This window comes from Wenyingzhuangia gracilariae, assembly GCF_056387575.1.
In genome coordinates this window covers 972,879-998,706 of sequence record NZ_CM150748.1, presented here as the reverse complement: position 1 = coordinate 998,706, position 25,828 = coordinate 972,879, and the positions used below count along the sequence as shown (strand labels likewise).

20 protein-coding genes and 6 tRNA genes are annotated in these 25,828 nt (G+C 31.1%); 16 read left to right on the top strand and 10 right to left on the bottom strand.

Features of this window, described 5'->3' with window-relative positions; translation table 11 throughout:
* Positions 1–127 precede the first annotated feature (127 nt).
* The gene (locus ACY2IJ_RS04265) at positions 128–880 is read left to right on the top strand and encodes a glycosyltransferase (protein ID WP_476725917.1); all 753 of its coding nucleotides are present in this window, start codon (positions 128–130) and stop codon (positions 878–880) included.
* A gap of 3 nt (positions 881–883) precedes the next feature.
* Positions 884–2,290: a phospholipid carrier-dependent glycosyltransferase gene (locus ACY2IJ_RS04260; protein WP_476725916.1), complete on the top strand. Its 1,407-nt coding sequence runs from the start codon at positions 884–886 to the stop codon at positions 2,288–2,290.
* 137 nt (positions 2,291–2,427) lie between these two features.
* Here the strand turns inward: ACY2IJ_RS04260 and ACY2IJ_RS04255 are convergent.
* The 10 genes from ACY2IJ_RS04255 to thrA all read right to left on the bottom strand — a co-directional run bounded on the left by ACY2IJ_RS04255 (position 2,428) and on the right by thrA (position 10,537).
* Positions 2,428–2,502: transfer RNA gene (locus tag ACY2IJ_RS04255), tRNA-Pro, on the bottom strand.
* 43 nt (positions 2,503–2,545) lie between these two features.
* Positions 2,546–2,618, bottom strand: a tRNA-Gly gene (locus ACY2IJ_RS04250).
* Positions 2,619–2,650: 32 nt separating this feature from the next.
* A tRNA-Gly gene (locus tag ACY2IJ_RS04245) sits at positions 2,651–2,723 on the bottom strand.
* 34 nt (positions 2,724–2,757) lie between these two features.
* Positions 2,758–2,830 (bottom strand) — tRNA-Gly (locus tag ACY2IJ_RS04240).
* 41 nt (positions 2,831–2,871) lie between these two features.
* A tRNA-Met gene (locus tag ACY2IJ_RS04235) sits at positions 2,872–2,945 on the bottom strand.
* 116 nt (positions 2,946–3,061) lie between these two features.
* Positions 3,062–4,486, bottom strand: a complete 1,425-nt coding sequence (locus tag ACY2IJ_RS04230) for a DNA recombination protein RmuC (RefSeq protein WP_476725915.1) — start codon at positions 4,484–4,486, stop codon at positions 3,062–3,064.
* Between the two features lie 15 nt (positions 4,487–4,501).
* Positions 4,502–5,587 carry a glycine cleavage system aminomethyltransferase GcvT gene (gcvT, locus tag ACY2IJ_RS04225; protein ID WP_476725914.1) on the bottom strand — a complete coding sequence of 362 codons (1,086 nt, stop codon included), beginning with the start codon at positions 5,585–5,587 and terminating at the stop codon, positions 4,502–4,504.
* A gap of 79 nt (positions 5,588–5,666) precedes the next feature.
* Positions 5,667–6,965 (bottom strand): threonine synthase, encoded by a 1,299-nt coding sequence (gene thrC, locus ACY2IJ_RS04220; RefSeq protein ID WP_476725913.1) that lies wholly within the window; start codon positions 6,963–6,965, stop codon positions 5,667–5,669.
* Between the two features lie 122 nt (positions 6,966–7,087).
* Positions 7,088–8,011, bottom strand: coding sequence for a homoserine kinase (locus tag ACY2IJ_RS04215; RefSeq protein WP_476725912.1), 924 nt, complete (start codon positions 8,009–8,011; stop codon positions 7,088–7,090).
* Positions 8,012–8,086: 75 nt separating this feature from the next.
* Positions 8,087–10,537 carry a bifunctional aspartate kinase/homoserine dehydrogenase I gene (thrA, locus tag ACY2IJ_RS04210; protein WP_476725911.1) on the bottom strand — a complete coding sequence of 817 codons (2,451 nt, stop codon included), beginning with the start codon at positions 10,535–10,537 and terminating at the stop codon, positions 8,087–8,089.
* Between the two features lie 313 nt (positions 10,538–10,850).
* Here thrA and ACY2IJ_RS04205 point away from each other — a divergent pair, with 313 nt between their 5' ends.
* From ACY2IJ_RS04205 to ACY2IJ_RS04140, 14 genes are all read left to right on the top strand, one after another.
* Positions 10,851–12,359: an acyl-CoA dehydrogenase family protein gene (locus ACY2IJ_RS04205; protein WP_476725910.1), complete on the top strand. Its 1,509-nt coding sequence runs from the start codon at positions 10,851–10,853 to the stop codon at positions 12,357–12,359.
* A 130-nt stretch (positions 12,360–12,489) separates the two neighbouring features.
* Positions 12,490–12,563, top strand: a tRNA-Asp gene (locus ACY2IJ_RS04200).
* Between the two features lie 236 nt (positions 12,564–12,799).
* A complete protein-coding gene (locus ACY2IJ_RS04195; protein WP_476725909.1) occupies positions 12,800–14,011 on the top strand; it encodes a site-specific integrase in 1,212 nt (403 codons plus the stop codon).
* Positions 14,012–14,102: 91 nt separating this feature from the next.
* On the top strand, positions 14,103–15,371 hold the full coding sequence (locus ACY2IJ_RS04190; protein WP_476725908.1) for a hypothetical protein: 1,269 nt from the start codon (positions 14,103–14,105) through the stop codon (positions 15,369–15,371).
* A gap of 92 nt (positions 15,372–15,463) precedes the next feature.
* Positions 15,464–15,745, top strand: a complete 282-nt coding sequence (locus ACY2IJ_RS04185) for a helix-turn-helix domain-containing protein (RefSeq protein ID WP_476725907.1) — start codon at positions 15,464–15,466, stop codon at positions 15,743–15,745.
* A gap of 10 nt (positions 15,746–15,755) precedes the next feature.
* The gene (locus ACY2IJ_RS04180) at positions 15,756–16,616 is read left to right on the top strand and encodes a hypothetical protein (RefSeq protein ID WP_476725906.1); all 861 of its coding nucleotides are present in this window, start codon (positions 15,756–15,758) and stop codon (positions 16,614–16,616) included.
* A 626-nt stretch (positions 16,617–17,242) separates the two neighbouring features.
* A complete protein-coding gene (locus tag ACY2IJ_RS04175) occupies positions 17,243–17,839 on the top strand; it encodes a DUF6088 family protein (RefSeq protein WP_476725905.1) in 597 nt (198 codons plus the stop codon).
* 1 nt (position 17,840) lies between these two features.
* On the top strand, positions 17,841–18,845 hold the full coding sequence (locus ACY2IJ_RS04170; RefSeq protein ID WP_476725904.1) for a nucleotidyl transferase AbiEii/AbiGii toxin family protein: 1,005 nt from the start codon (positions 17,841–17,843) through the stop codon (positions 18,843–18,845).
* A 4-nt stretch (positions 18,846–18,849) separates the two neighbouring features.
* A complete protein-coding gene (locus ACY2IJ_RS04165; protein WP_476725903.1) occupies positions 18,850–22,221 on the top strand; it encodes a helicase-related protein in 3,372 nt (1,123 codons plus the stop codon).
* A gap of 907 nt (positions 22,222–23,128) precedes the next feature.
* Positions 23,129–23,533 carry a DUF6943 family protein gene (locus tag ACY2IJ_RS04160; RefSeq protein ID WP_476725902.1) on the top strand — a complete coding sequence of 135 codons (405 nt, stop codon included), beginning with the start codon at positions 23,129–23,131 and terminating at the stop codon, positions 23,531–23,533.
* Positions 23,488–24,138, top strand: a complete 651-nt coding sequence (locus ACY2IJ_RS04155) for a P-loop NTPase family protein (RefSeq protein WP_476725901.1) — start codon at positions 23,488–23,490, stop codon at positions 24,136–24,138. The genes ACY2IJ_RS04160 and ACY2IJ_RS04155 overlap by 46 nt, the downstream gene beginning before the upstream one ends.
* A 137-nt stretch (positions 24,139–24,275) precedes the next feature.
* On the top strand, positions 24,276–24,473 hold the full coding sequence (locus ACY2IJ_RS04150; protein ID WP_476725900.1) for a type II toxin-antitoxin system Y4mF family antitoxin: 198 nt from the start codon (positions 24,276–24,278) through the stop codon (positions 24,471–24,473).
* Positions 24,470–24,805 carry a HipA N-terminal domain-containing protein gene (locus tag ACY2IJ_RS04145; RefSeq protein WP_476725899.1) on the top strand — a complete coding sequence of 112 codons (336 nt, stop codon included), beginning with the start codon at positions 24,470–24,472 and terminating at the stop codon, positions 24,803–24,805. The genes ACY2IJ_RS04150 and ACY2IJ_RS04145 overlap by 4 nt, the downstream gene beginning before the upstream one ends.
* Positions 24,798–25,724 carry a HipA domain-containing protein gene (locus ACY2IJ_RS04140; protein WP_476725898.1) on the top strand — a complete coding sequence of 309 codons (927 nt, stop codon included), beginning with the start codon at positions 24,798–24,800 and terminating at the stop codon, positions 25,722–25,724. Before ACY2IJ_RS04145 ends, ACY2IJ_RS04140 begins: the two co-directional genes overlap by 8 nt.
* The last annotated feature ends 104 nt before the right edge of the window (positions 25,725–25,828 follow it).

Sequence of the window (25,828 nt, the reverse complement as noted above, 5' to 3'; positions counted from 1 at the left end):
GTAAAAATAGTGAGATTAAAAGCTCTGTAATTATTCATTTCTTATGTTGATAAATAATTCTATTTTTACAGATACGTTAAAAAAATGTTAAGCAGAGACTCTCTATTATTTTTTGTTAAAATTATTTATGCCAAAACCTCAAAAAACATACGATTTAGTTATCGTAATTCCATCTTATAACGAATCTAAATCACTTCGTAAAAAAAAGTTTTTTTCATTTTTAAAGAAACACCCTAACGTAGCAATTTGTTTTGTAAACGATGGTTCAACAGATAATACTTTAGAAACCTTACAAGGATATTCATTAAAGCAACCTTCTCAAATTTTTGTGTTTGATTGTGTTAAAAATTATGGAAAGGCAGGTGCTACTTTAAAAGGAATGCAATATTGTGCAGAACATTTAGAGTATCAAAAAATAGCATATATAGATGCCGATTTGGCTACTCCGTTAAATGAATGTTACCGAATAAGTGAAAAACTAAAAGGAAAGTTAACTTTTGTGTTTGGTTCTAGAATTAAAAAATTAGGTTCTAAAATAGAACGAAGTTATTTTAGATTTTTTACAGGAAGAGTAATTGCCACTTTTATATCGAATGTATTAAAATTGGGAGTGTATGATACTCAGTGTGGTATTAAAGTATTTACCAAAGAATTAAGCATAAAAGTGTTTAACAAGCCTTTTATATCTAAATGGTTGTTTGATGTAGAAATATTTTTTAGAATTATTAAAATATATGGCAGAGAGCAGGCCTTGCTAAAAATGAAAGAAATTCCTCTTAACAAATGGATAGACAAAGGAGATTCAAAAGTAAAACTTAGTTACTTCTTTAAACTATGGTTCGATTTGTTAAAAATAAACAATGCATATAAACATCTATAAATAATGTATACGTATCTAAAAAAAAATGCTTTAATACTTTCGGTTTTTGGACTAGTAATATTAAGAATTTTGGTAGCTGCTTGGCTTCCTTTGCTAGATAAAACAGAAGCAAGATATGCTGAAATAGCAAGAATTATGTACGAAACAGGAAATTGGGTAACTCCCCAAATAGATTATGGAGTTCCTTTTTGGGCAAAACCCCCAATGTCTACATGGATTTCTGCTTTAAGTTTTCATGTGTTTGGTGTTAATGAATTTGCAGCAAGGTTTCCTTCTTTTCTCTTACATATAGTACTCATTGTATTTGTAGCAAAGGCATTAAACTACACCCAAAAAAAACTTTTTTTACTAGCTTTTATTTTACTAACCATTCCAGAATATTACATACACAGTGGGGTAGTATCTACAGATTCTTCTTTATTAGTAGGGATTACTTTTATTATGATAGGTTTTTGGAAATCTATTTATACTCAAAACAACAAGCTGTTATGGAAAATTTTAACTTGGTTAGGAGTTGTAATAGGAATGTTATCTAAAGGTCCTATAACATTAATATTAACCGTTCCTCCGTTATTTATATGGGCTTGTATTTACAAAGGGAAGCTAATTGTTTTCTTTAAAAAAGCTTTATGGATTCCGGGGCTTTTATTAGCTTTTGTACTTTCTTTTATTTGGTTTTATTGGGCAGAGATTAGAACACCTGGTTTTATTGATTATTTCTTTGTTGGAGAGCACTACAAACGCTTTTTTGAATCGGGTTGGAAAGGAGATAAGTATGGTTTTGCCAAACAACAACCATTGGGAATGATTTGGGTTTTCTTATTGTTGTTTTCTATGCCTTGGATTCAGTTTGTAATCACAAAATTAATTCAAAAGAAGAGTGAAATTTTAAAAAACGAATGGGTTACTTTTTTGTGGCTTTGGATGTTGTGGACTCCTTTCTTTTTTACAGCATCAAAAAGTTTAATACATACGTATACATTGCCATGTACAATTCCATTAGGATTATTGGTATTGTATTATTTTGAGCATTTTAAAAAACACAAAGGATGGGTAATTGGAGCTACAATTGTTCCTATTGCTTTGTTGATTGGTTTTATAGGAATGAATACTGTTTACAGTAATACAAATTGGCAAAATACAGACAAACATTTATTAACTACAATAAAAGATAAGTCTTATAACATATATGCATGGGAGTTTAAATCCTATTCCTCCCAATTTTATACAAAAGGGGCTATAAAGGTATTGCATACTAAAGAAGAGTTGCAAGCAGTAATTCATAAAGGAATGCCTTTTTATTTGTTGTCTAGAAATTCTCATTACAAATCTATGTCTGTAGAACTTAAAGAACAGCTACATTATATAGGCAAGAATAAAAAATCTCAATTGTTTGAGTTTTCAGAATAAAAAAAATCCAGTTGCAATTAAATTGTAACTGGATTTTTTAGTAATTCAATAATTATTCTCTTTTATATGGAGATTTGATCTAAAAAAGAATTAAACAGTATAAAAAAAGCCAGTAAATTAAAATTTACTGGCTTTTGTCGGGGTGGCAGGATTCGAACCTGCGACCTCCTCGTCCCAAACGAGGCGCGATGACCGGGCTACGCTACACCCCGAATAGTCATCTAAAAAAAAACACCAACTTAATGGTGTTCTTAGAGCGAAAGACCGGGTTCGAACCGGCGACATTCAGCTTGGAAGGCTGACGCTCTACCAACTGAGCTACTTTCGCATAATTAAATATATTTATTTTTTAAAACTTAGAGCGAAAGACCGGGTTCGAACCGGCGACATTCAGCTTGGAAGGCTGACGCTCTACCAACTGAGCTACTTTCGCATAATTAAAATATATTTAATTTGATAAAAAATTGAGCGAAAGACCGGGTTCGAACCGGCGACATTCAGCTTGGAAGGCTGACGCTCTACCAACTGAGCTACTTTCGCTTATTTTTTTTATTTGGTATGTAATCTTATAAAAGAACTTGTAGCGAGAACGAGAGTTGAACTCGTGACCTCCGGGTTATGAATCCGACGCTCTAACCAACTGAGCTACCTCGCCATTGCGGATGCAAATATAAAGGATAACTCTGTTATGGCAAAACAAAAATTTAACTTTTTTTAAGCAATTTTATAGTTTATTTAATATCAAATTGTTAGCCTTCAAAAAACTTTTTATTAAGCTTCTTCAGAAGCTCTTTCTAGTAGTTTTTGATTGAATTCTTTACTATTGGTCTTAATTCCTAACTTTTTTAAATTTTCTACTTTAACAATTAAGTTTCCTCTTCCTGTTAATTTTTTCATGGTTGTATCATACGTTCCTTCAACTGTTTTTAGTTGTTTTCCTAATTTAATCAATTCTTCTGTAAGTGACACAAATTGCTCGAACAATCTTGTAGCTTGTGTGGCAATTTCCAGTGCATTTCTTTGTTGTTTTTCGTTTTTCCACATACTTTCTATAGTACGTAGTGTTGCCAACAAGGTACTTGGAGTAACAATTACAATGTTTTTTGCAAAAGCTTTGTTGTATAGCTCTCCATCTTGTTCTAAAGCTAAAGCAAATGCAGGTTCAATAGGAATAAACATCAAAACAAAATCGGGAGACTCTATTTGGTATAATTCTGAATATTTTTTAGCGCTTAATTGTTCTATATGTCTGTTTAAAGATAGTAAGTGTTCTTTAGTGTATTGTGCTCTTTCAAGATCGTCATTAGAACTCACTAATTTTTCATAAGCTGTTAATGTAACTTTAGAGTCTACAATCATTTTACGATTGTCCGGTAAATTGATGATTACATCGGGTCTTAAACGAGTTTTGGATTCAATGTCAGTATCAAAACTTTTTTCTAAATCATATTCTCTTCCTTTTTCTAGACCAGATTTTTCAAGAACACGTTCTAAGATCATTTCTCCCCAATTTCCTTGGGTTTTGCTATCTCCTTTTAATGCCTTGGTTAAGTTTTCGGCATCTTTACTCATTTTGTTGTTTAGGTCTTTTAAACTTTCTATTTGTTGCCTTAAACGTGAATTTCTTTCTATTCCTTCTTTGTTAGTATCTTCAACTTTTTTTTCAAAAGACTGAATTTTTTCTTGTAAAGGTTTTAGAATGTCACTAATATTTTTCTGGTTTTGGTCAGAAAATGTTTTAGATTTTTCTTCTAAAATTTTGTTGGCTAAATTTTCAAACTCTTTGGTGAATTTTTCTTGCAGTTTTTCTATTTCTGCTTTGTTCTCTTTTAAATCTGTAGAAAGTTCTTCGGTTTTTGCATTGGCTCTTTCCAAAGAAATAGCTAAGGTTTCTTTTTCGTGATGCAGGGCTTTAATTTCTTCTTCTTTTTTTTGACGAAGCAGCTCTATATCTAACTTAGCATTTTCTATAACTTTTTCTTGTTCTTTTTTGCCTTCTAGTAAAGATTGTTCGAATCTAAGTTTATTTTCTTGAGCAGTTTTTTCTTTATACTCTAGTTCTTTTTGTAACAAATTAAGTTGTTCTTTATTTGTAGCGATATCTTTAGCTGCTTGTAAAGCACTTATTTTTTTTGATATGATAAAACCTATTGCTCCACCTAATAATAGACTAAGAAGTATATATATCATTTCCATAATAGATGTTTTTAGTTAAGATTTTTTGTAAAAAGGTAATTTTACAACTTTGGCTTTTAATTGTTTTTTTCTTACTTGAATGTAAATTTCACTGTCCACTTTACTAAGTTCTGTTGGAACATATCCTAACCCTATAGCTTTGTTTAAACTTGGAGACATGGTTCCTGACGTTACAATTCCTATTTCATTTCCATCGGCATCTACAATTGGATAATCATGTCTTGCAATTCCTTTATCTACAATTTCAAAACCTACTAATTTTTTAGCAACTCCATTTTCTTTTTGAGCTAAAATATTTTTTTTGTTGATGAAATCTTTGTTGAATTTGGTAACCCATCCTAAACCAGCTTCTATAGGTGAAGTAGTGTCGTTGATATCATTACCATACAGACAATATCCCATTTCTAAACGTAAGGTATCTCTAGCTCCTAAACCGATAGGTTTGATTCCGAAATCTTTTCCGACTTGAAATATTTTGTTCCAAATTTGTTCAACTTCATTGTTCTTACAATAGATTTCAAAACCTCCAGCACCTGTATAACCTGTAGCAGAAATAATTACATGTTCTATTCCTGCAAAATCTCCAATTACAAATTTGTAAAAAGGAATGCTAGATAGGTCTACAGAGGTTAAGCTTTGTAAAGCTGTTATGGTTTTAGGACCTTGAATAGCCAATAAAGAATATGTGTCTGATAAATTTCTCATTAGAACATCATCGTTATTCTGTTTAGAAATCCATTCCCAGTCTTTATCAATATTAGAAGCATTAACAACTAATAAGTAGGTTTCTTCTTTTATTCTATAAATCAATAAATCATCAACAATTCCCCCATTGTTATTAGGCATACAAGCATACTGAGCATCTCCAATATTTAATTTATTGGCATCGTTAGAGGATATTTTTTGTATTAAAGCTAAAGCATTGGGACCTTCTAGTAAAAATTCTCCCATATGTGAAACATCAAAAACACCTACAGCTGTACGCACAGCTTCGTGTTCTGCTTTTACGCCTTCATATTGAACAGGCATATTAAATCCTGCAAAAGGAACCATTTTTGCTCCTAATTCTTTGTGTATGTGTGTAAGTGCTGTATTTTTCATTGAAAAGGTATATGAGTAACAAAAGTAAATAAAAAAATCCCCAAAAGGGGATTTTAATGTGGTGTATCTGCACAGGTTTTTAAGACTTTAAAAAGTCAGTTAAACCAGTGTAATCTGCTATTTTAATAGATGTTTTAGGTTTGTCTATAACGGCTTTAATTTGCTCTGGCAGTTCAATAGTTTCTGCTACACCAGGATATAGAACATCCATAAACTTAACAGGGTGTGCTGTTTCTAAGAAAACCCCTTGTGTATTTTCTGCTGTTTTTAAATAGTTTTTTAAAGCTAAATAACCAATAGCTCCATGTGGTTCTGCTACATAGTTAAACTTTTTATATAAATGCCCCATGGCAGCTGTAGATTCTTGATCTGTGTAAGAATATCCTTTTAAATTCTTACGTAATTTATCAATATCAAAGTCATGCAACTTTTCTATTCTAATAAAGTTACTTGGAGCACCAACATCCATAGCATTAGAAATAGTAGCAATGGTAGGTTTAGGTTGGTATATTCCAGATTCTAAATAAGCAGGAACGACTCTGTTTACGTTGGTTCCGGTAATAAATTCTTTGATAGGAAGTCCTAATTTTTGAGCAATCATACCAGCGCAAATATTCCCAAAGTTTCCGCTAGGAACAGAAAATACGATATCTTTTGATTTGTCTTTGATTTGTTTGTATGCAAAGAAAAAGTAAAAGGCTTGTGGCAACCAACGTGCCACGTTGATAGAGTTTGCGGAAGTTAAGGTTCTGTATTTTTTTAAAGATTCGTCTAAAAAAGCGGTTTTTACCATGTCTTGACAATCGTCAAAAGCACCTTCTACTTCTAAAGCTGTAATATTTTGTCCTAAAGTAGTTAGTTGTTTTTCTTGTACATCGGATACTTTTCCGCTAGGGTATAGAATAACTACTTTCACACCATCAACGCCTAAGAAACCACTAGCTACTGCACCTCCAGTATCACCAGAAGTAGCTACTAATACGGTGACATCGTTGGTGTTGTTTTCTTTTTTGTTAAAATACCCTAAACAACGAGCCATAAAACGAGCTCCCACATCTTTAAAAGCCATAGTTGGTCCGTGGAATAACTCTAAAGAGCCTATGTTTTCTTCAATTGGAACTACCGGAAAATCAAAACATAAGGTTTCTTTAACAATTTCTTTTAAGTCTTCAGTAGGAATTTCATCACCTACAAATTGTTTGATGACTTGATATGCAATTTCATCATTGCTATACTTATCTAAGTTTTGTATAAAATCTTGAGATAATGGCGTAATACTTTCTGGAAAATACAATCCTTTATCTGGAGCAATTCCATTAACAACAGCATCTCTAAAAGATACTGCAGGTGCATTTTCGTTTAAACTAAAATATTTCATTTTTTTATGTTGATGTGTTTATTTGGTTCTCGACTCCGCTCGAACACCTGTCATATTGTATTATGCTAATTGTTTACTCGTTTTATCAGTTCAACAAATAAGCAAATAAACGAATATACTTATTATAAAATCTTTATTCCTTGGTCATTAATTTTTGAGATGTGAATGTCATAATCAACACCAATTTTTTCATAAACAGATTTCATAGCTGCTGCAACTTTATTTGCTGTTGCTTCTCCTTTACTTAAAGCAAAGATAGAAGGACCAGAACCAGAAATTCCAGAACCTAAAGCACCTGCGTTTTTACACTCCTGTTTTACCAAATCAAAAGCAGGAATTAGAATAGAACGAATAGGCTCTACAATTTCATCGTGCAAAGCACGAGAAAGTAAATTGTAATCTTCTGTGTACAATGCGCTTACTAAGGCTCCAATATTTCCCCATTGGGTAATGGCTGTTTTTAAACGCAATTTACTTTTTAATATTTCGCGAGCATCTGCTGTTTTTACCTCTATTTGAGGGTGAATGACTGTTGCATATAGTTCAGAAGGTGTGTGTAGTTTTATAACATCTAAAGGATTGGTGCTACGAACCAAGGTAAAACCTCCTAACAGAGCAGGAGCAACATTGTCTGCATGTGGAACTCCACTTGCTAATTCTTCACCTTTCATAGCAAATTCAATCAAATCATGATTGTTAAAAGGTTTTCCTAATAGCTCATTTACTCCATACACAGCTCCTGAACTACTAGCTGCAGAACTTCCAATTCCGCTACCAGGTTTTATATTTTTATAGATTTCTATTTCAAAACCATCTTTGGTGTTGTTTAATTTTTCTAGCATGGCTAAAACAGCAACACCAGCTACGTTTTTTTCTGTAGCCAAAGGCAAATCTTGTCCTACTATTTTAGTAATTTTTACTCCAGGGGTTTCTACTTTACGAATAATCATTTCATCACCTGTAGTATCTAGACAAAGACCTAATACATCAAAACCACAAGAAACATTGGCGATGGTACCTGGGCAAAATAATTTTATTTCTTTCATGTTTTATTTAGTATTGAGTACTAAGAATAGAGTAGTGAGTTATTTTATTCTTAGTACTATGGACTCATTACTTTTTTATCCTTTACCAATTCTAATAATATCTGCAAATATTCCAGATGCGGTTACATCTGCACCAGCACCAGCTCCTTTAACAATTAAAGGAAACTCAGGATATCTTTCTGTAAAGAATAATACAATATTATCACTTCCTTGTAAATTATAGAAAGGATGGTCTGCACTAACTTCTTGTAAAGATACATTAGCTTTTCCATTTACATATTCTGCCACATATTTTAATTGAGTATGATTAGCTGCTGCTTTGTCTCTAATAGCATTAAAATGTGCTTCTTCTGTAATTAATGTCTTTTTAAAATCTTCTACAGATGAAGCTTCTAAGCTAGATTTTGGTAAGAAAGATTTGTTTTCAATATCTTCTAAATCCATTTTAGCTCCGCTTTCACGAGCAAGAATTAAAATTTTACGAGCTACATCAACCCCACTTAAATCAATTCTAGGATCTGGTTCTGTGTATCCTAATTCTCCTGCTTCGTCAACTATTTTTGCAAAATTAGCATCGCCAACAAAAGAGTTAAAAATAAAGTTTAAAGAACCAGAGGCTACGGCTTGTATTTTTAAGATTTGATCTCCTGATTGTACCAAATTATTTAAGGTGTTAATAATAGGTAGACCAGCACCTACATTGGTTTCAAATAGGTAAGGAGCATTGTATTCTTGAGATAGTTTTTTTAATTCTGCATATACACTGTATTCAGACGATGCGGCAATTTTATTACAAGTAACCACTCCAATGCTTTCTTTTAAATAATCTGCATACAGACCCGCAATGGTTGCGTTGGCAGTATTGTCTACAAATACGCTATTTATTAGGTTTAATTCTTTTACGTTTTCTAGAAACAAATCAAGATTTAAATCTTCTCCGTTTTCAATTAAATTTTGTTTCCAGTCAGATGATAAATCAATTCCATCTGCATTAAAAATCATTTTTTTAGAGTTGGCCATTCCAACAACCTCAATGCTTAATTGTAGTTTTTCTAATAAATAAGATTTTTGTTTTTCTATTTGTTCTATTAATTTTCCACCAACGTTTCCTACCCCTATAACAAATAGGTTTAGTTTGGTAATATGATCTTCAAAAAATTCTTCGTGCAAGCTGTTTAGGGCTTTGCTAACATTTTTACTGTCTATTACCGTAGAAATATTTCTTTCTGAAGCACCTTGTGCAATAGCGTGTATGTTTACGTTGTCTTTTCCTAAGGCACTAAACATTTTTCCACTAATTCCTTGGTGGCTTTTCATTTCTTCACCTACAATAGCTACAATGGCCATTTTAGTTTGTATGTGTAAAGGATCTATTTTACCTAAACTTAATTCAAAAGCAAATTCATCTTGAATGGCTAGTTCTGCTTTTTCAACATCATCGCTATCAATTGCAATGCAAATAGAGTGTTCTGATGATGCTTGTGTAATTAGAATTACATTTACATTTTTTTCTGATAAGGCACTAAATAATCTTTTAGAGACCCCAGGAATTCCAATTAAACCATTTCCTTCTACGGTGGCTAGAGCAATATTGTCTATATGACTAATTCCTTTTACCACACCTCCATCTTTAACATTTTCGTTAGAAATAGAAGAACCATAATCATTAGGTTTAAAAGTATTTTTAATAAACAAAGGAATGTTTTTATGCATTACAGGTTGTACGGTAGGAGGATATAGTACGGAAGCACCAAAGTGCGACAATTCCATAGCTTCATTATAGGATAGTTTATGGATTGGCTTAGCTTGTTTAACAATAGTTGGATTGGCAGTATACATACCACTAACATCTGTCCAAATTTCTAATTGTTCCACCTCCAAAGCAGCAGCCAAAATAGCTGCAGTATAATCAGAACCACCACGTCCTAAAGTTGTTTTGTCTCCAATACTATTGCAGGCAACAAAACCAGGTAATACAGTAATGTTATGTTGGTTGTTAGAAAAATACTCTTTTATGTTAGCATTTGTAAGGTCTAAAATAGGAGTAGCATTTCCAAAATTGTTATTGGTAATAATAAGTTCTCCAGTGTTTTTATATACAGCATCAATTTCTTGACATTGTAATGCTTTTGTAATAATAAAAGTAGATAAAAACTCACCATAACTTACTATGGTATCTTTGGTTTTGGCAGATAACTCTTGCAATAAGTAAACACCTTCTAAAATGTTTTCTAGTTGGTTAAATAATTTTTTAACACCACTTAAAACACCACTCTGATTGTTTACAGGAATTAATTCTCGAACAATATCAAAATGATTGTTTTCCAAATCACTTAATAAATTGTGATAAGTATCGTTTTGATTTTGAGCTTTGTGAGCAATAGTAATTAAAGCATCTGTAGTTTTACCGCATGCAGAAAAAACCACTGCAATTTGTTGTTTGTTGTTCGATTTTAAAATATCAAGAACACGAACGATATTTTGAGCTGAGGCTATTGATGAACCTCCAAATTTTAAAATTTTCATAGATGTAATGGAATGATTGAGAAAAAAAACAGTACTTGATTTTTAATGAAAGTCATTGTCAATTAAAGTTCAAGATTTTACGTTTTATATATATAAATAACAAAGACAACCCCAAGGGGTAGTAAAGAAAGAAGATGTTAAATATGTAGTCTCTGTATTTTTCACGGCTTCAAAATTAAGAAAATATTTAAAAACCACCCTTTTAATCCTCATAAAATTAAATATAAATTAAACTATTTAAGACAATGTAGTCATTTATATCACTTTAAGAATTGTATATTTGCAACAATAATTTGTAAAGACAATAAAATATATGTCAATTAAAGATATACAAAACATTTCATACAGTGATTTTTTAAAGGATTTTAAAGAAACACTAAAAAGTGTTTTTTACGAAAAAGATGATATCCAAAAATTTAGCCAAGTAAGAGGTTTTCCTTCTTTAGTTTTTAGAGATATTATGGCTAAAAAACCGTTATCGGTAGCTATTCCAACAGAATATGGAGGAAGAGGAGTAAAAGTAAAAGAATGTTTAGGTGTTCTAGAAGCTGCTTCGTACGAGTCACTTCCGTTATCACTAACATTTGGAATTAACATCGCTTTATTTTTAGAACCTGTAAGTAAATATGCAAAACCAGAGGTAAAAGCACCAATTTTTAAGCGTTTTTTAGAAGAAAGAAATATGGGAGGATTGATGATTACAGAACCAAGTTTTGGATCGGATGCTCTAAGTATGGAAACATCTAACACTTATAAAGATGGAAAATACCATATTGAAGGTTACAAACATTGGCAAGGTTTAACAGGTTTGGCTGATTATTGGTTGATTACATCACGCAAAAAAGGTGAAGATGGAAAGTTAGGTAGAGATATTGATTTTTTTATAGCAGATAATCAAGATCCAGAACAGAGAGTAATTGTTGAAGAATATTACAATAATGCTGGTTTGTATGCCATTCCTTACGGAAATAATAAATTAGATTTGAAAGTTCCCGAAAATCAAAAATTAGAAGGAGGAAGTACAGGTATTAAGTTGATGTTAGATTTGTTACACCGTTCTAGAATGCAATTTCCTGGTATGGCCATGGGATTCATTAAAAGAATGATGGATGAAGCTATTGAGCATTGTACTCATAGAATTGTAGGAGGAAAAAATTTATTAGCATTAGACAAAGTAAAAGAACAAATAGCCAATATTCAATCGGCATTTACTGTTTGTTCTGCTATGTGTGCTAGAAGTTCTGAAGAAAGTGGAATAGATAAAGAATTGGCTACTTGTCAAGTAGAAGCCAATAGTATGAAATCTGTGATTACAGATATGATGCAAGCTTCAGCTCAAACCTTAGTTCAATTATCAGGTTCTTCTGGTTATAAAGAAGAAAACATTGGAGCTAGAGGAATTATGGATAGTAGAGCTTTTATGATTTTTGAAGGGTCTAACGAAATGTTGTATACCCAAATTTCGGAAGCGATAATGAAGTTGATGAAGCGAAAAAAAATAACCAATTTATTTGAGTTTTTAAAACAGTATGATTTAACCATTAAATCATCTGAGTTTTTTAAAGAAGTTTTAAGTTTTAATTTAAACATGGATTTGCCTCAACGTAAAATGGTTGATTTAGGAAAAATTATAGGAAGAGTAGTTTCTGCTAATTTTGTAATTGATTTAGGTATAAAAGGATTTAGATCTGATTTAATTTCTGAATGCATAACTTCTTTAAAACACGAAGTTACTGCATGTGTAAGCTCATTAACTTTTCAAGAAAATACTACGTTAATTACTGACTATAAAGAAGATAGTTCTTGGTTGAATTTAGTATAGACTAGACTTTCTAATTATATAAAAATAGCAATGCTCTAGCATTGCTATTTTTTTTTTTTTTTTGAAAAAAATATATTTTTTTGTTGTGCAAATAGAATTTAGTTGTATATTTGCAACCGCTAACAGCAACGGTCTGGTAGTTCAGCTGGTTAGAATACCTGCCTGTCACGCAGGGGGTCGCGGGTTCGAGTCCCGTCCAGACCGCTTCTTATGAAGAGAATCCTTAAGATTCAACGAAAGCCCCACTAAAATGGGGCTTTTTTATTTATAGCTTCTTACAAAAACACTCACTTTCCCCATATTGCAAGAGTACTAATCGGAGGACTAAAATTAAGTAGTAAAAAGTCCACCTACTAGATTCTTTTGCGTTGTTATTCAGTGCTTTATGTTTTGCATAAATAACGTGATGCTCTAATTTTATAACCCAAAATTTAAGTACCATGCAAAGAGCCACATTTACCATTCTATTCTTTATTAAGAAAACCAAAACATTAAAAGATGGAACAGCACCAATCTATTTACGAATAACTGTAAACGGAAAACGTTCTGAAGTTGCCATTAAAAGAAGTGTAGAACCCAGACTTTGGGATACAGCCCGCAACAAAGTAAAAGGAAGTTCCAAAGAAAGTAAAGCTTTAAATGAGTATTTAAATAGTGTTAGAGGACAAATACAAAACCACCAACAAACCTTACAAGAATACGGAAAGCCAATTACATCAAAAGCACTTACCAATGCTTTTTTAGGTAAAGGAGAGAAACAATGGACATTAAAAGAATTGTTTCAAAACCATAACGACCAAATAAAAGAATTAATAGATAAAGGGTACTCTCCTACTACACATAGCAGGTATGAAACAGCTTTAAAACATATTTTTACATTTACCAAAGTACAGTACAATAATACAGACCTTTTGATATCAGAAGTCAATCATAGTTTTATAGTACAATTTGAGCATTACTTAAAAACATCTGGAAAATGCCAACACAACTCAGCTATGAAGCATGTAAAAGCTTTAAAAAAAGTTATCAATCAAGCTTTGGCCAATGAACACTTAAAAAAAGACCCATTTTTAAATTATAAAGTTGTGGTTAAAGAAAAAGAAAGACAATGTTTAAACAAGTTTGAATTAGAAAGTATAGTTGAAAAAGAGTTCAGTACCGAAAGATTAAATACAGTAAGAGATTTATTTGTGTTTCAGTGTTATACTGGATTGGCATTTGCAGACCTAAAACAACTGAATAAGAATAATGTGGTTATTGGAATAGATGGAAATAAATGGTTAGTTGTAAAACGACAAAAAACAAAAACAGAATGTAAAATTCCAATATTACCACATGCAGAAGCTATTTTAAATAAATACAAAAAACATTTATGTAATGAGATAGAAAACAGATTGCTACCAGTTCCATCCAATCAAAAAATGAACGAATACCTTAAAGAAATACAAACTTTATGTAAAATACCTAAAAAACTTCATACACACCTAGCAAGGCATACATTTGCAACTACAGTTACTCTAAACAACGGAATACCTATGGAAACAGTTTCTAAGCTTTTAGGGCATAAAAAACTCTCAACTACACAAATCTATTCAAAAGTATTAGATACTAAAATTAGCAACGATATGGCTGTTTTACGAAATATATCATAACAAAAACACATCATAATTACTTATATTTGAAGTTACCACATTATTTTTTTTAATAGTGTGGTAATTGCTATTGATATAAAGTATTGCTATTGTGAAGGAAGAAAATACAAGTATTTTTGAAAAAGTTTTAGATAATTTAATAGAAATCATTAGTTGTAAAATTGATGTTTTCAATGAGAGTGCTATTGCAAAAGATAGAATGCTTTTTAGTTCTTGTTTAAATGATTCTGAAAAGCAGGAATTAACAAAATCTGAAATAAAGAAAATGCAATCTAAACTAACAGATTGTAATTCTGAAATAGCAGGTTACATAAGTATTTATTTAAATCCAGAAGCAAACAATATTTCAGATTTAACATATGATGAATTAAAGGAGAAATTAATAGGGAACTTTTTATTAAATCATCAAGAAGAAGCATTATCAATATTAGAATTGTATTTTAAAGAAGTTGATATTAACAATGTTGATGAATTCTTTTGGGAAGATGTTTTAAACGAATCTATTTTTGGAATTGATAAAAAACTAATAAAACAGTTTGTTAAGAACATGGTTTTAGCCGATAGATTAAGAGGTTTTAAAACTCTTTTAGAAATAGAAAAAAAAGAAGATACCAATAACGAAATCTACTCTATTTTGAACAAAATAAGAGAAAAAGACCAAACTTCGTTAGAGTTGTATAATTTCGTTAAAGAACGTACTCAATTAGATATAATTGCATTAGAATACTTTAAAAAGGATATTGAAATTTATTTACATTCTGAAAAAGAAGCTTTAGCGAATTCTTTTTCAAAAGAAGAACTAAACAAAGCTATATCTGAATTAAAAAAGAAAGGGTATGACTTTCCAAAAATGATAAATCTAGGATATTATCATTTGAACAAAATAGACAAGCAATTAAACGGTACAGAAAACTATTATCTAGATAAAGAAAAACTTTTATTCCCTTTTGAATTTTATAATATCTACGAGCTTTTAAATATTGTAAATAAACAGATTTCTATACAAAGTAATACAAATGGTACTGGTGTTGCATCTGTACAGATAACAAATCATAAAAGCTTTAAAGAATTCATTCCAAAAAAAGAAAATCAAGAATATGTCTTAACAATGTTAGAAGACTTATCAATAACTATAAATGGAAAAAGTATATTAACTCCAAGAAAAAAAGGAGCATTAAGAGGTGTTGTAGAAGCACTAAAAGAAAAATGCATCATTCCTAATATGAGTTTGCATTCACTTTGTAAAATAGTTGCAGACAAAATACAACTAGAATTAAAGTCAGAGTTAGATGCATCTACAACCTCAGAAAACTATAAAAAAGAAGCATTAAACTACATAAAAAACAACCCACTTCATTAAAATTAAAAAAAGATAAGGGTTTTATAAGGGTGTCCTTTTAGTACCTTATAACCAATGCAATATTGCGGTATCAATTTAAAAACATACAGCATATGAGTGCAATTATTTTAACATCAGACCAATTCGATGAACTAGTAAACAAAATAGACCTTCTAAATCTAAAATTAGAAGAAAAGTCTAAAGCTCCAGAACCTACGTTTATAGACAATCAAGATTTTATCATGTTAATGCATATTAGCAAAAGAACTGCTCAAACTTGGAGAGACAACGGAACCATTGCCTTTTCGCAAGTAGGAAGTAAAATTTACTACCTAAGAAAAGATGTAGACCTCTTACTCGAAAAACACTACAAAAAAGCTAGTAACTCTAAATAGTTACTAGCTTATGATTGATAACATCAAACTAAAAGCTACTTTAGAATATTTGCCAGAGCAATTATACACTTTAAAAGAAGAATCTTTTGAGTGGCATGGTATGGTTTGGTTTCCAACTTACAGTACAACTACCCAAAAAGTAAGCGGATACAAATCAAGTATCAAAAATTTAAACCTAACCATAAAAGGTGACACAATTTTATGCTCCAATTCTTTACAAAAATGGTATATGGATAACAATTACCAACCTTTTACTTATGAACAGGTCTGTAAGGCAATACATAGCTTAAATAAACAACTACCTTTTGATGTATACAAAGCAAAGATTATTAAGCTTGAATTTGGAGCAAACATAGAGCACGAAGCCGATACTATTTTAAACATTTGGTCGCATATACGAAATAAAGAACCCATTAAAATGATAGATAGAGGCAAGTATTATGGTAAAAAATTTTACTCCTATGATTACACAATTAAGGGATATAATAAAACTTTTGAAGTAAAAAGACATGAAGGTAAACCCTTGAATAAACAAATATTTAGGTTTGAAGTAAGTGTTTATACAAGACATTTAAACAAAGGAAAGCATCCAATAAACATACATACAATGAATGATTTATTAGATCAAGAGAAGTATCTAAAATTAGCTAACGAACTTATAGCGAAGTACAATATGATAGAAAAAAACACCTCAGTACCGCTAGAGAAATTAGATACCAAACAAAAAGAAATATTGGCTTTGTTTCAAAACACAGAAATATTAGCACAGTACAAAACAGATCATTACGAATCTTATAGAAAGAAAAAAACGGTTTATACCAAAATTAAAAAGCTTTCAAACCAGACTTTTATTATATTATTGGAGATATAAGGTTTTTCTACTCCATAGCTTTGTTTTTCTGTTTTCAAAACTAGGATTGATGTGAGTGGTAGATGTGCACTAATTATAATAAATGTTATGGGTATGTTTTTACCCTATTTTCATACTATATTACAAGTTTGGAAAATGTACCTATTGCACTATTATAAATTTGGTCTTTAATAGTAGTAATTGAGGATGTTAAAAACTTTCCGTTAATAAAATTAGAAGATGAAATAAGTGTTCGTATTGAATCTATATCTAAAGAACTTTTTTCATCTTTAGAGTTAGATAAAGCTTTATTAAGTGAATTAGACATTCTAATCTACAAGCTCTACAATCTCACTTATCAAGAAGTACTTATTATAGATCCTAATTTTAGCTTAACCCAAGAAGAATACAACAACTATAAAATAGACTAACAAAAGAAATAATTATGGGTTGTAAAAGGTTATTTATTATTATATAACAATAGAAATTTTAAGTAGTAATGTGTAACTAACTAGAAAAAAAACTGTAACCTTTTTAGTATAATTTTGTTACAAATATAAAAGCGTGGTTGTAAAACATAGTAAGTTTTTTAGAATAAATTACTTACAAATAATTTTAAATTACTTACAAAAATATATATTTGTTGTATGAAAAGTACAGAAGATAAAGTTGCAGCACAAATTTTAAAAGCAAAAGAGGGGGCTATTCTTTTTATGGAAGATTTTTTAGAGTTGGGTACTAAAGGTGCAGTTCATATTGCTTTACATCGTTTTGTAAAAGCAAAAAAAATACATCGTTTAGCACGTGGTATTTATGCCAAACCCACCTATAGTAAATTACTACATACAGAGGTATTACCTACGGCAGAAGAAGTGGCTGTTGCCATTGCAAAAAGAGACAAAGCTAGGTTGTTACCAACAGGAGCTTATGCGCAAAATGCTTTGGGCTTATCTACCCAAATACCTTTACGTATTGTTTATTTAACAGACGGTTCTCCTAGAACCCTAAAAATAGGCAACCGTACCATACAGTTTAAAAAAACAACCCCTAAAAACTTAGCCTTAAAAGGAGAAATAAGCAAATTAGTGGTACAGGCTTTAAAAGATATAGGCAAAGACAAAGCAACAGAACAAGAACTCTTTAAAATTAACAAACTATTGCAACAAGAAAACACAAAAACATTAAAGCACGATATTGCCCTAGCACCGCAATGGATAGCAGAAATTATGGCAAAAGCATTGTAGTATGGCAAACAACAACTTTTACAACTTACATAAAAAAGAAAAGCTACAAATAATACAACAGGTGGCAGAACAAAAAAACTTGCCTTATTTTGCCGTAGAAAAGGATTGGTGGGTAGTACAAACGCTAGACATTATTTTTAAGTTAGATATGGCAGAACACTTGTTGTTTAAAGGAGGTACTTCTTTAAGCAAAGCGTGGCAAGTTATTCAGCGTTTTTCAGAAGATATAGACCTATCATTAAGTAGAGAATATTTAGGTTTTAGTAGTGGTAACATTAGCAAAACTCAAGTTAAAAAATTACGTTCAACATCTTTTGAGTTTGTAACTACCACTTTTTATGAAGCTTTGCAAAAAGGCTTTACAGCCAAGGGGTATACAGACGTAACTTTTGATTTTGAGAACTTAGGAGATGGAGACCAAGACCCTGTATCTATTTTAATATATTATCCTGCGGTAATAGAGCATTCTGCTTATGTATTGCCAAGAGTAAAAGTAGAATTAGGTAGCCGTTCCTTAAAAGACCCTTATACTCAGTGTAGTTTCAGTTCAATGGTTGCAGAACAGTTTCCAAATCTTCCATTTACAGATACTCCCATAACCATACCTTGTGTAAACCCAGAGCGTACCTATTTAGAAAAATTATTTTTGTTACATGAAGAGTTTCAAAAACCTGTAGAAAAAATAAGAGTAGAGCGTTTAAGTAGGCATTTGTACGATGTTTTTAAAATACACCAAACACCACACAAAGTAAAAGCTTTAGACAAAGAACTCATCAACACTATTATTAAACATAGAGAACGTTTTAACGGAATGCGTGGAGTAGATTATGCCTCATTGTATCCTCCATACTTAAACTCCATTCCACCTAAGGAATATTTAAAAGCTTGGGAAACCGATTACAAAACCATGCAAACCAATATGATTCCTGAAGAGAGTCCTAGCTTTTCAGAATTATTAGAAACAGTAAAACAAGCCATGTTAGCATACAATCAACTTGAATTTTAAACGTATGAGTACAAATTTTATCACCAATAGTCAAGACAGTGGCAATCTAAAAACACGTTTAGAAAAGCTAATTGGAGCAAGTCAAGAATTAAAGTTTTTAGTAGGCTTTTTTTATTTTTCGGGATGGCAAGAAATTTATAAAAATCTTCAAAACAATTCCAATGTTACCTTAAAAATTCTAGTAGGTTTGCAGGTAGATAAATACTTGAGTTCTATTGTAGAAGTAGGTATAAAAGATGACCAATTGAGTAACGAAGAACATTTTACTCAGTTTATGAAATCTATGGGTTTTGCTATTAACAATGCCGAAATGGATAATGAAGATTTTTACAATCAAATTGCCTTTTTTGTAGAATTACTTGAGCAAGAACGATTAATTATTCGTAAAACTTTAAATCCTAATCATGCCAAAGTTTATTTATTTCAGTTAAACAATCAGTACCAAGATTTGTTTAATGTTAAAGGAGAGTTTATAACAGGGAGTAGCAATTTAACCAAAGCAGGATTACGTGGACAAGAAGAGTTTAATGTAGAAATAAAAGACTATGGTTTTACTAATGCAGAAACTTATTTTGATGATTTGTGGGAGGTAGCAGTACCTATAACAGAAGCAGAAAATGGAATTCATATTATTGTAGACTTTCTTAAAAATAAAAGTCAAGCTTCGTTAATTTCTCCTTTTGAGGCTTATGCACTTATCTTAAAAACATTTATAGATTTACAAGAAACCAAAAAAGTAAACCATCAATTAGATAGATTGTTGGCAGAAAATGGTTTTGAAAAATACCAATACCAAATAGATGCAGTAAACCAAGCATTAAATATTTTAGAAACCTACAACGGAGTAATTATTGCAGATGTAGTAGGTTTGGGTAAATCGGTAATTGCTTCTTTAATAGCCAATCAATTAGGCAAAAGAGGGCTTATTTTGTGTCCCCCAGGTTTAATGGGTAGCAAAAAAGAAAACACAGGTTGGTGGGAGTATTGGAATCGTTTTAAACTATACGATTGGGATGTAGAAAGTTCTGGTAATATAGAAGCGGTGGCAGAAAGTATCCGTACAAATAATCTAGAATACGAAGTTGTTATTGTAGATGAAGCTCATAAATTTAGAAACCAAGATACTGCAGCTTACGAAGCATTATTAGATGTTTGTAGAGGTAAACAAGTTATACTACTATCTGCAACTCCATTTAACAATTCTCCAGCAGATATTTTTTCTTTATTAAAGTTGTTTATCATACCAGGGCAGTCTGGTATTACTATTGAAGAGGATTTAGAAGGCCGTTTTAGTTCTTATAATTATCGTTTTAGTAGGTTGTCTAACATTATTAAAAATTACAACTCAAAAGACACCTCTAAACGTCAAAGAGCAGAAAGAGACTACGAAAAAATGTTTGGTGAAAAGCCACCAATAGATATTGAAAGGGTAAAAAACAACGTAAATCAAATGGCGAATGATATCAAAAATATCATTACCCCTGTAGTAATTCGTAGAAACCGTTTGGATTTAAAAACAGATTTTCAATACAAAAAAGAAATCAACAACTTATCCATAGTAAAAGACCCAGAAGAGCAATTTTTTGAATTGTCTAAAACACAATCTGACTTTTATGATAGGATTATTTCAACTTATTTTGATGAAGTTGGTGTTTTTAAAGGTGCTATTTACAAACCTTTTGCATACGAAGTCCCCCCAAAAGATGATAACAAACTAAACGAAGAAGAAAACAGAGCCAAACAACAACAACAGAACTTGTATGACTTTATGAGACGTTTATTGGTAAAACGTTTTGAGAGTTCATTTGGAGCTTTTAAAAAAAGTATTGAACGTTTTTTAAGAACCAATAAAATGGTCTTGTCTTTTATAGAGCAGTCAGGTAAATACGTGCTAGATCGTAAGGTAATAGAAAACATTTATGATGATAACGAAGAAACTGCTGATTTTACTTTAGAAGCTATAGAGAAGGCTTTGGAAGAGTTTGAGAAAAATGCAATACACAAAACCACACCAAAGCACACCAAAATATACGAAATAGATAAATTTTATTTAAAAGATGATTTTATAGAGCACATAAAAAGTGACATTCAGTTGTTTGAGACTATTCTTTTAGAAATTAAAAATCTAAAAATTGTTCAAAATGACCCAAAAAGAGCTTATGTATTAAAAGTTGTTAAAGAAGTATTACAAAACGACCCAAAACGTAAAATTATCCTGTTTACAGAATATACAGATACGGTACGTCATTTAAAAAACTATTTTGAAAAACAATTATCGGGACGTGTTCTATTTTGCGATGGTAATATTACTGCCAATTTTGCTAAAGAATTAAATAATAATTTTAATGCCAAGGCAAACGAACAAGCAAATGATTTTGATGTTTTAATCACGAGTGATAAACTGTCAGAGGGATTTAATTTAAACAGAGCAGGGCTTATTATAAACTACGATATACCATGGAATCCTACAAGAGTAATTCAACGTGTAGGTCGTATCAATAGAATGAGTGCTAAAGTTTTTGATGAGTTATTTATCTATAACTTTTTTCCAACAGAACAAGGTTCTGATATTGTAAAAAGTAGAGAAATTGCAGAGCAAAAAATGTTTTTAATTCATAGTGCTTTAGGTGAAGATGCTAAAATATTCAATGCCGATGAAGAGCCAACACCAAGTGGTTTATTTAATAAAATGAGTACCAACCCAGAAGATACGGAAGAATTAAATATCAATACATTGGTTAGAAATGAATACAATCAATTATTAGAAAGTCACTCAGATGTTTTAGAAAGAATTAAATTGTTACCCAATAGAACCAAAACAGCAAAACTCTACACAGAAAACAATGTAGTTGTGTTAAGAAAAAAAGGATTGGCTCTTTTCTCTATTGTACATCAGTACGAAAAGGAATCACCTAAAAACAAACCTCAAGAAAAAACATTTGAAGAATTATTACAATATGTAAAGTGTACTCCCGAAACAGAAAGACAGGTTTTAAATACTAAGTTTTGGAAATCTTATCAAGAAATTAAAGACTTTAAACCTAATTTAGGGAATAGCAGTAAAGCACAAATGGCTTTAGAAAACAAAGCAATTGCAACTTTAAAAGAACTATTGCGTGTAAAAAGAAATGACCTAGACCAAGGTATTACTTCATTTATTGACACTTTATTAAAAGACATAAAAAAATACAAAACCTTATCTAAATACACACTAAGAGATTTACAATTTAAAAAAGGAAAAAAAGACTATAATAATTTGGTAGCGAATATAGAGACTTTAAGAAGGAAGTTAGGTGATGATTACTTAAATGTAGTTTTAAACAATAATAGTAAAATAGAAAATAATGTAATCATAGCAGTAGGTAATTATAAATAATATTTTATGATTTTGGTAGTATAGTTATTCCATCCACAACCCAAAACCCAGTTTTTTCGTGCCTCAAAAGCCTCTGTGTTCTGTGTTGTTTCCGCATACAACCGCATAAGTTTTGTCTTTTTTTAGTCTAGTAGGTTTTGTATATGGTACTTAGCGTTTCATAAAATCAACCCTAATTACCACAAGCAAAAGAGTTCTTAATTTCATCAAAAAAACACAAAACTTTTCCAAAGCTAAGTAACATAATGGGTAGTTATAATAAAGCCCATGAAGGCAGCCACATCACCAAAGCTATAGTTATAACTCAATTATGTTAAATAGCCAGCATGCCTATGCTTTAGATTATAGTAAAAAGAAAGTAGATTAGGAGGAGTAAGAAGCTGATAAGTTTTAAATTTCTCTTAGCCTCATTCATCGGCACAAAAACTTTACTAAGTCCAAGTTTTCCTTATCAAACTTATTTGTTTGTCTCATTTCATTAAGTAAAATTAAAAGATAGATTTAATTCCAAATTGCCATGTGTTTTTAGTAGGTAAGAAGCATGTAATTAAAAGTTAGTTTAAAATAATACCCACTAAAACCACCGCTTGGTAAAACGTTGTCCATTCCGTTACTCTCCATTCCCAACACTTTACTTTTTGCCCTATAATAATAGAGATTAAAATCCTGTTTTGGATAAAAGATAGCAAATGTAGTTGCTTTCCTCCATCCAACGCTCTATGCAGTAAAGGTCAAGCCCTACGGGTTTTGATAAAACTTTGATGAGTTTAAATTAACAGTAAACATCTTATACCAAACTTTTACCAAAAACCTTGACAGCATTTGTCACAGCAACAAAACTAAAGGCATCTTTTTTCCAAAAAAAATATTGCGCGAAGCGTAGCGTAGCAATTTAAATTGGATAGCTATGCTTAATTTTGAAATCAAAACTCACCGAGTAGGGATAACCTACAAAAAACCACACTTTTTTATCTTAAACAAAGGACTAAACAGCGGAAAACCGCTAACAGAACCCTGTGCAAACTGTTATATAATTACAACACAATCAGAAGCAGATAAAAACACCTTATTTCATTTCTCTATGATGTTACAATTAGAAGGTTTTTACAAGCCTTTTTTGAAAGGGAGTGTTGTTCCGTTTATAACAATAAAAGACTGCTCTAATACTCTTAAATACAGTTTGAATACTAATACAGAACCTACAGAATTAAAGAATTGTATTGATAAAATAAAACTGTTTACAAAACAAGAAGAAACACTAATCTTATGCACCCACACATCATCCACGAAAAAGAAACCCTATTCGAATTAGGAACTATTGAAAATAATATCATCCACTACGATTTTGATAAAATCGTAGCATACCTCAACTACAAAGGCAGATTAACCTTTGGAAAAAATTTTAAACTCTACGAAGATGATATGTTTTTACTCTACAAGCTTTGCTTGTATTTTATCAGAGATTATAAAAAATGTGAAAAATATGGACTAGATTCCAACAAAGGAATTTTACTTTCTGGACCCGTAGGTTGTGGCAAAACAAGTTGGATGAAATTATTAAAACATATTTCTCCAAACGTTATCAATTACGAAGTTATTCCTAGCAGATTTTTAACGTTCCAATTCAATAGCAAAGGTTTTGAAGTAATAGAGAAATACGGTTCTAGCTTTTCATTTTGTTTTGATGATTTAGGTGTAGAACCAGATGGAAAACACTTTGGACAAGATTGTAATGTTATGGGAGAAATATTACTCTCCAGGTACGATTTATTCCTCCAAAACAAAAAACTAACATTTGCTACTACAAACCTCAACGCAGAAGAAATTGATGAACGTTACGGTTCTAGAGTTCGTTCTAGAATGCGACAACTATTTAATCTAGTAGCTTTTGATAAGAATTGTAAAGACAAGAGGTAATCTATAGTTGTTTGTCTAATTTACTACCCCAAAACTATATCCTTTTCCATATAAAACAAACAGAATTTATCTTAATTATATTTATTTACATATAATTACTATATTTGTATCATAAGTATATCTAAAAACATATAATCATGCTTGCTGAATTTGTCAAAGAGAAACGTAAAGAAGTCGGTTTAACTCAAGAGGAGTTTGCCGATAGAGTAGGTGTGGCTTTAACGGTGATTCGCAAAATAGAACAAGGGAAAACAAATTTAAACCTAGACAAGGTAAACCTTGTATTAGCCATGTTTGGACATCAACTAGCTCCAATCAAAATAACAAACTCATGAGACAAGCAAATATTTTATACAAAGAAATACATGCAGGTGTGTTAACAGAAACAGACGAAGGAGAATATTGGTTTGAGTACCACAAGGACTACATCAAGAACTATTCTGAACAATTCATTTCTTTTTCTTTTCCGGTAAAAGAAACTATTTACAAAGAGAAACGATTGTTTCCTTTTTTTGAAGGTTTAATTCCCGAAGGTTGGTTATTAGAAATAGCTACCAAGAATTGGAAAATAAACCCCAATGATAGAATGGGCTTATTATTAACTTGTTGTTCCAATTGTATTGGAGCAGTAAGCATTCATCCTTTAAACAGCAAAACAGATGAATAAGTGTTTGTATTGTTACCAAGAATTAGAAGAAGATCAAAAAGATTTTCATAACACTTGTAGCCTTGAGTTTTTCGGAACTAAAACTCCCCCAAAAGTAGAGTATTCTTTTGAGGAGATGGAAATGTTGGCAAAAGAATCTATTCAACGAAGCATTTCCGTTCCTGGGGTACAACCCAAATTATCTATGGATTTTAATAGCACAACTTCTCGTTTAACGGTAGTAGGAGCTTTGGGTGGAAATTACATTTTCAAACCACCCAACAAAGATTATCAAGAAATGCCCGAAAACGAACATGTCACCATGCGGATAGCGGAAGCTTTTGGAATTCAGGTAGTGCCTTCTAATTTGATTCGTTTAAAGTCTGGAGAATTGTCTTACATCACTAGACGTATAGATAGAACCGAGGACGGAGACAAAATCCATATGTTAGATTTTTTCCAAATCACAGAAGCGTTTGATAAATATAGAAGTTCTATAGAACGTATCGGAAAAGCTTTACATGCACATGCAACCAATACTCAATTAGACAAATTGTTCTTTTTAGAAATGGTGGTGTTTTCTTATCTAACAGGAAACAACGATATGCATTTAAAAAACTTTTCCATGATAGAGCAACAAGGAAATTGGAAATTAGCTCCTGCCTATGATTTATTGAACGTAGCCATTGTTAATCCAACAGACAAAGAAGAATCTGCTTTAACTATCTGTGGTAAAAAAAGCAATCTAAACAAATCTGATTTCGAAAAAATAGGAGCAAACCTATTGCTAACACCAAAACAAGTTTCAGGAGTATTCAAACGTTTTTCTAAAAAGAAATCTGTAGCCATCAATTGGATCAATCAATCATTTTTAAGTAAAGAAATGAAAGAGAAGTATATCGACTTGTTACAAGCAAGGTTTTTAATGTTGAGTAAATAAAATCCTTTTACTGACTACCTTTTACCTAGTACTTTTTTCGTTTCGAGTGAAATACGAAATGTAGTGTAGTATTTTATATCGAGAAATAGCGTTTTATTCAAGAA

What these genes read in the sequence shown, in the direction of transcription:
- ACY2IJ_RS04165 (WP_476725903.1), top strand. Translation starts at nt 18,850, where the DNA reads ATGAGTACAAATTTTATCACCAATAGTCAAGACAGTGGCAATCTAAAA.
- ACY2IJ_RS04155 (WP_476725901.1), top strand. Translation starts at nt 23,488, where the DNA reads ATGCACCCACACATCATCCACGAAAAAGAAACCCTATTCGAATTAGGA.
- ACY2IJ_RS04140 (WP_476725898.1), top strand. Translation starts at nt 24,798, where the DNA reads ATGAATAAGTGTTTGTATTGTTACCAAGAATTAGAAGAAGATCAAAAA.
- ACY2IJ_RS04205 (WP_476725910.1), top strand. Translation starts at nt 10,851, where the DNA reads ATGTCAATTAAAGATATACAAAACATTTCATACAGTGATTTTTTAAAG.
- ACY2IJ_RS04170 (WP_476725904.1), top strand. Translation starts at nt 17,841, where the DNA reads ATGGCAAACAACAACTTTTACAACTTACATAAAAAAGAAAAGCTACAA.
- ACY2IJ_RS04230 (WP_476725915.1), bottom strand. Translation starts at nt 4,486, where the DNA reads ATGGAAATGATATATATACTTCTTAGTCTATTATTAGGTGGAGCAATA.
- thrA (WP_476725911.1), bottom strand. Translation starts at nt 10,537, where the DNA reads ATGAAAATTTTAAAATTTGGAGGTTCATCAATAGCCTCAGCTCAAAAT.
- ACY2IJ_RS04145 (WP_476725899.1), top strand. Translation starts at nt 24,470, where the DNA reads ATGAGACAAGCAAATATTTTATACAAAGAAATACATGCAGGTGTGTTA.
- gcvT (WP_476725914.1), bottom strand. Translation starts at nt 5,587, where the DNA reads ATGAAAAATACAGCACTTACACACATACACAAAGAATTAGGAGCAAAA.
- ACY2IJ_RS04160 (WP_476725902.1), top strand. Translation starts at nt 23,129, where the DNA reads ATGCTTAATTTTGAAATCAAAACTCACCGAGTAGGGATAACCTACAAA.
- ACY2IJ_RS04175 (WP_476725905.1), top strand. Translation starts at nt 17,243, where the DNA reads ATGAAAAGTACAGAAGATAAAGTTGCAGCACAAATTTTAAAAGCAAAA.
- thrC (WP_476725913.1), bottom strand. Translation starts at nt 6,965, where the DNA reads ATGAAATATTTTAGTTTAAACGAAAATGCACCTGCAGTATCTTTTAGA.
- ACY2IJ_RS04185 (WP_476725907.1), top strand. Translation starts at nt 15,464, where the DNA reads ATGAGTGCAATTATTTTAACATCAGACCAATTCGATGAACTAGTAAAC.
- ACY2IJ_RS04265 (WP_476725917.1), top strand. Translation starts at nt 128, where the DNA reads ATGCCAAAACCTCAAAAAACATACGATTTAGTTATCGTAATTCCATCT.
- ACY2IJ_RS04180 (WP_476725906.1), top strand. Translation starts at nt 15,756, where the DNA reads ATGATTGATAACATCAAACTAAAAGCTACTTTAGAATATTTGCCAGAG.
- ACY2IJ_RS04195 (WP_476725909.1), top strand. Translation starts at nt 12,800, where the DNA reads ATGCAAAGAGCCACATTTACCATTCTATTCTTTATTAAGAAAACCAAA.
- ACY2IJ_RS04260 (WP_476725916.1), top strand. Translation starts at nt 884, where the DNA reads ATGTATACGTATCTAAAAAAAAATGCTTTAATACTTTCGGTTTTTGGA.
- ACY2IJ_RS04215 (WP_476725912.1), bottom strand. Translation starts at nt 8,011, where the DNA reads ATGAAAGAAATAAAATTATTTTGCCCAGGTACCATCGCCAATGTTTCT.
- ACY2IJ_RS04150 (WP_476725900.1), top strand. Translation starts at nt 24,276, where the DNA reads ATGCTTGCTGAATTTGTCAAAGAGAAACGTAAAGAAGTCGGTTTAACT.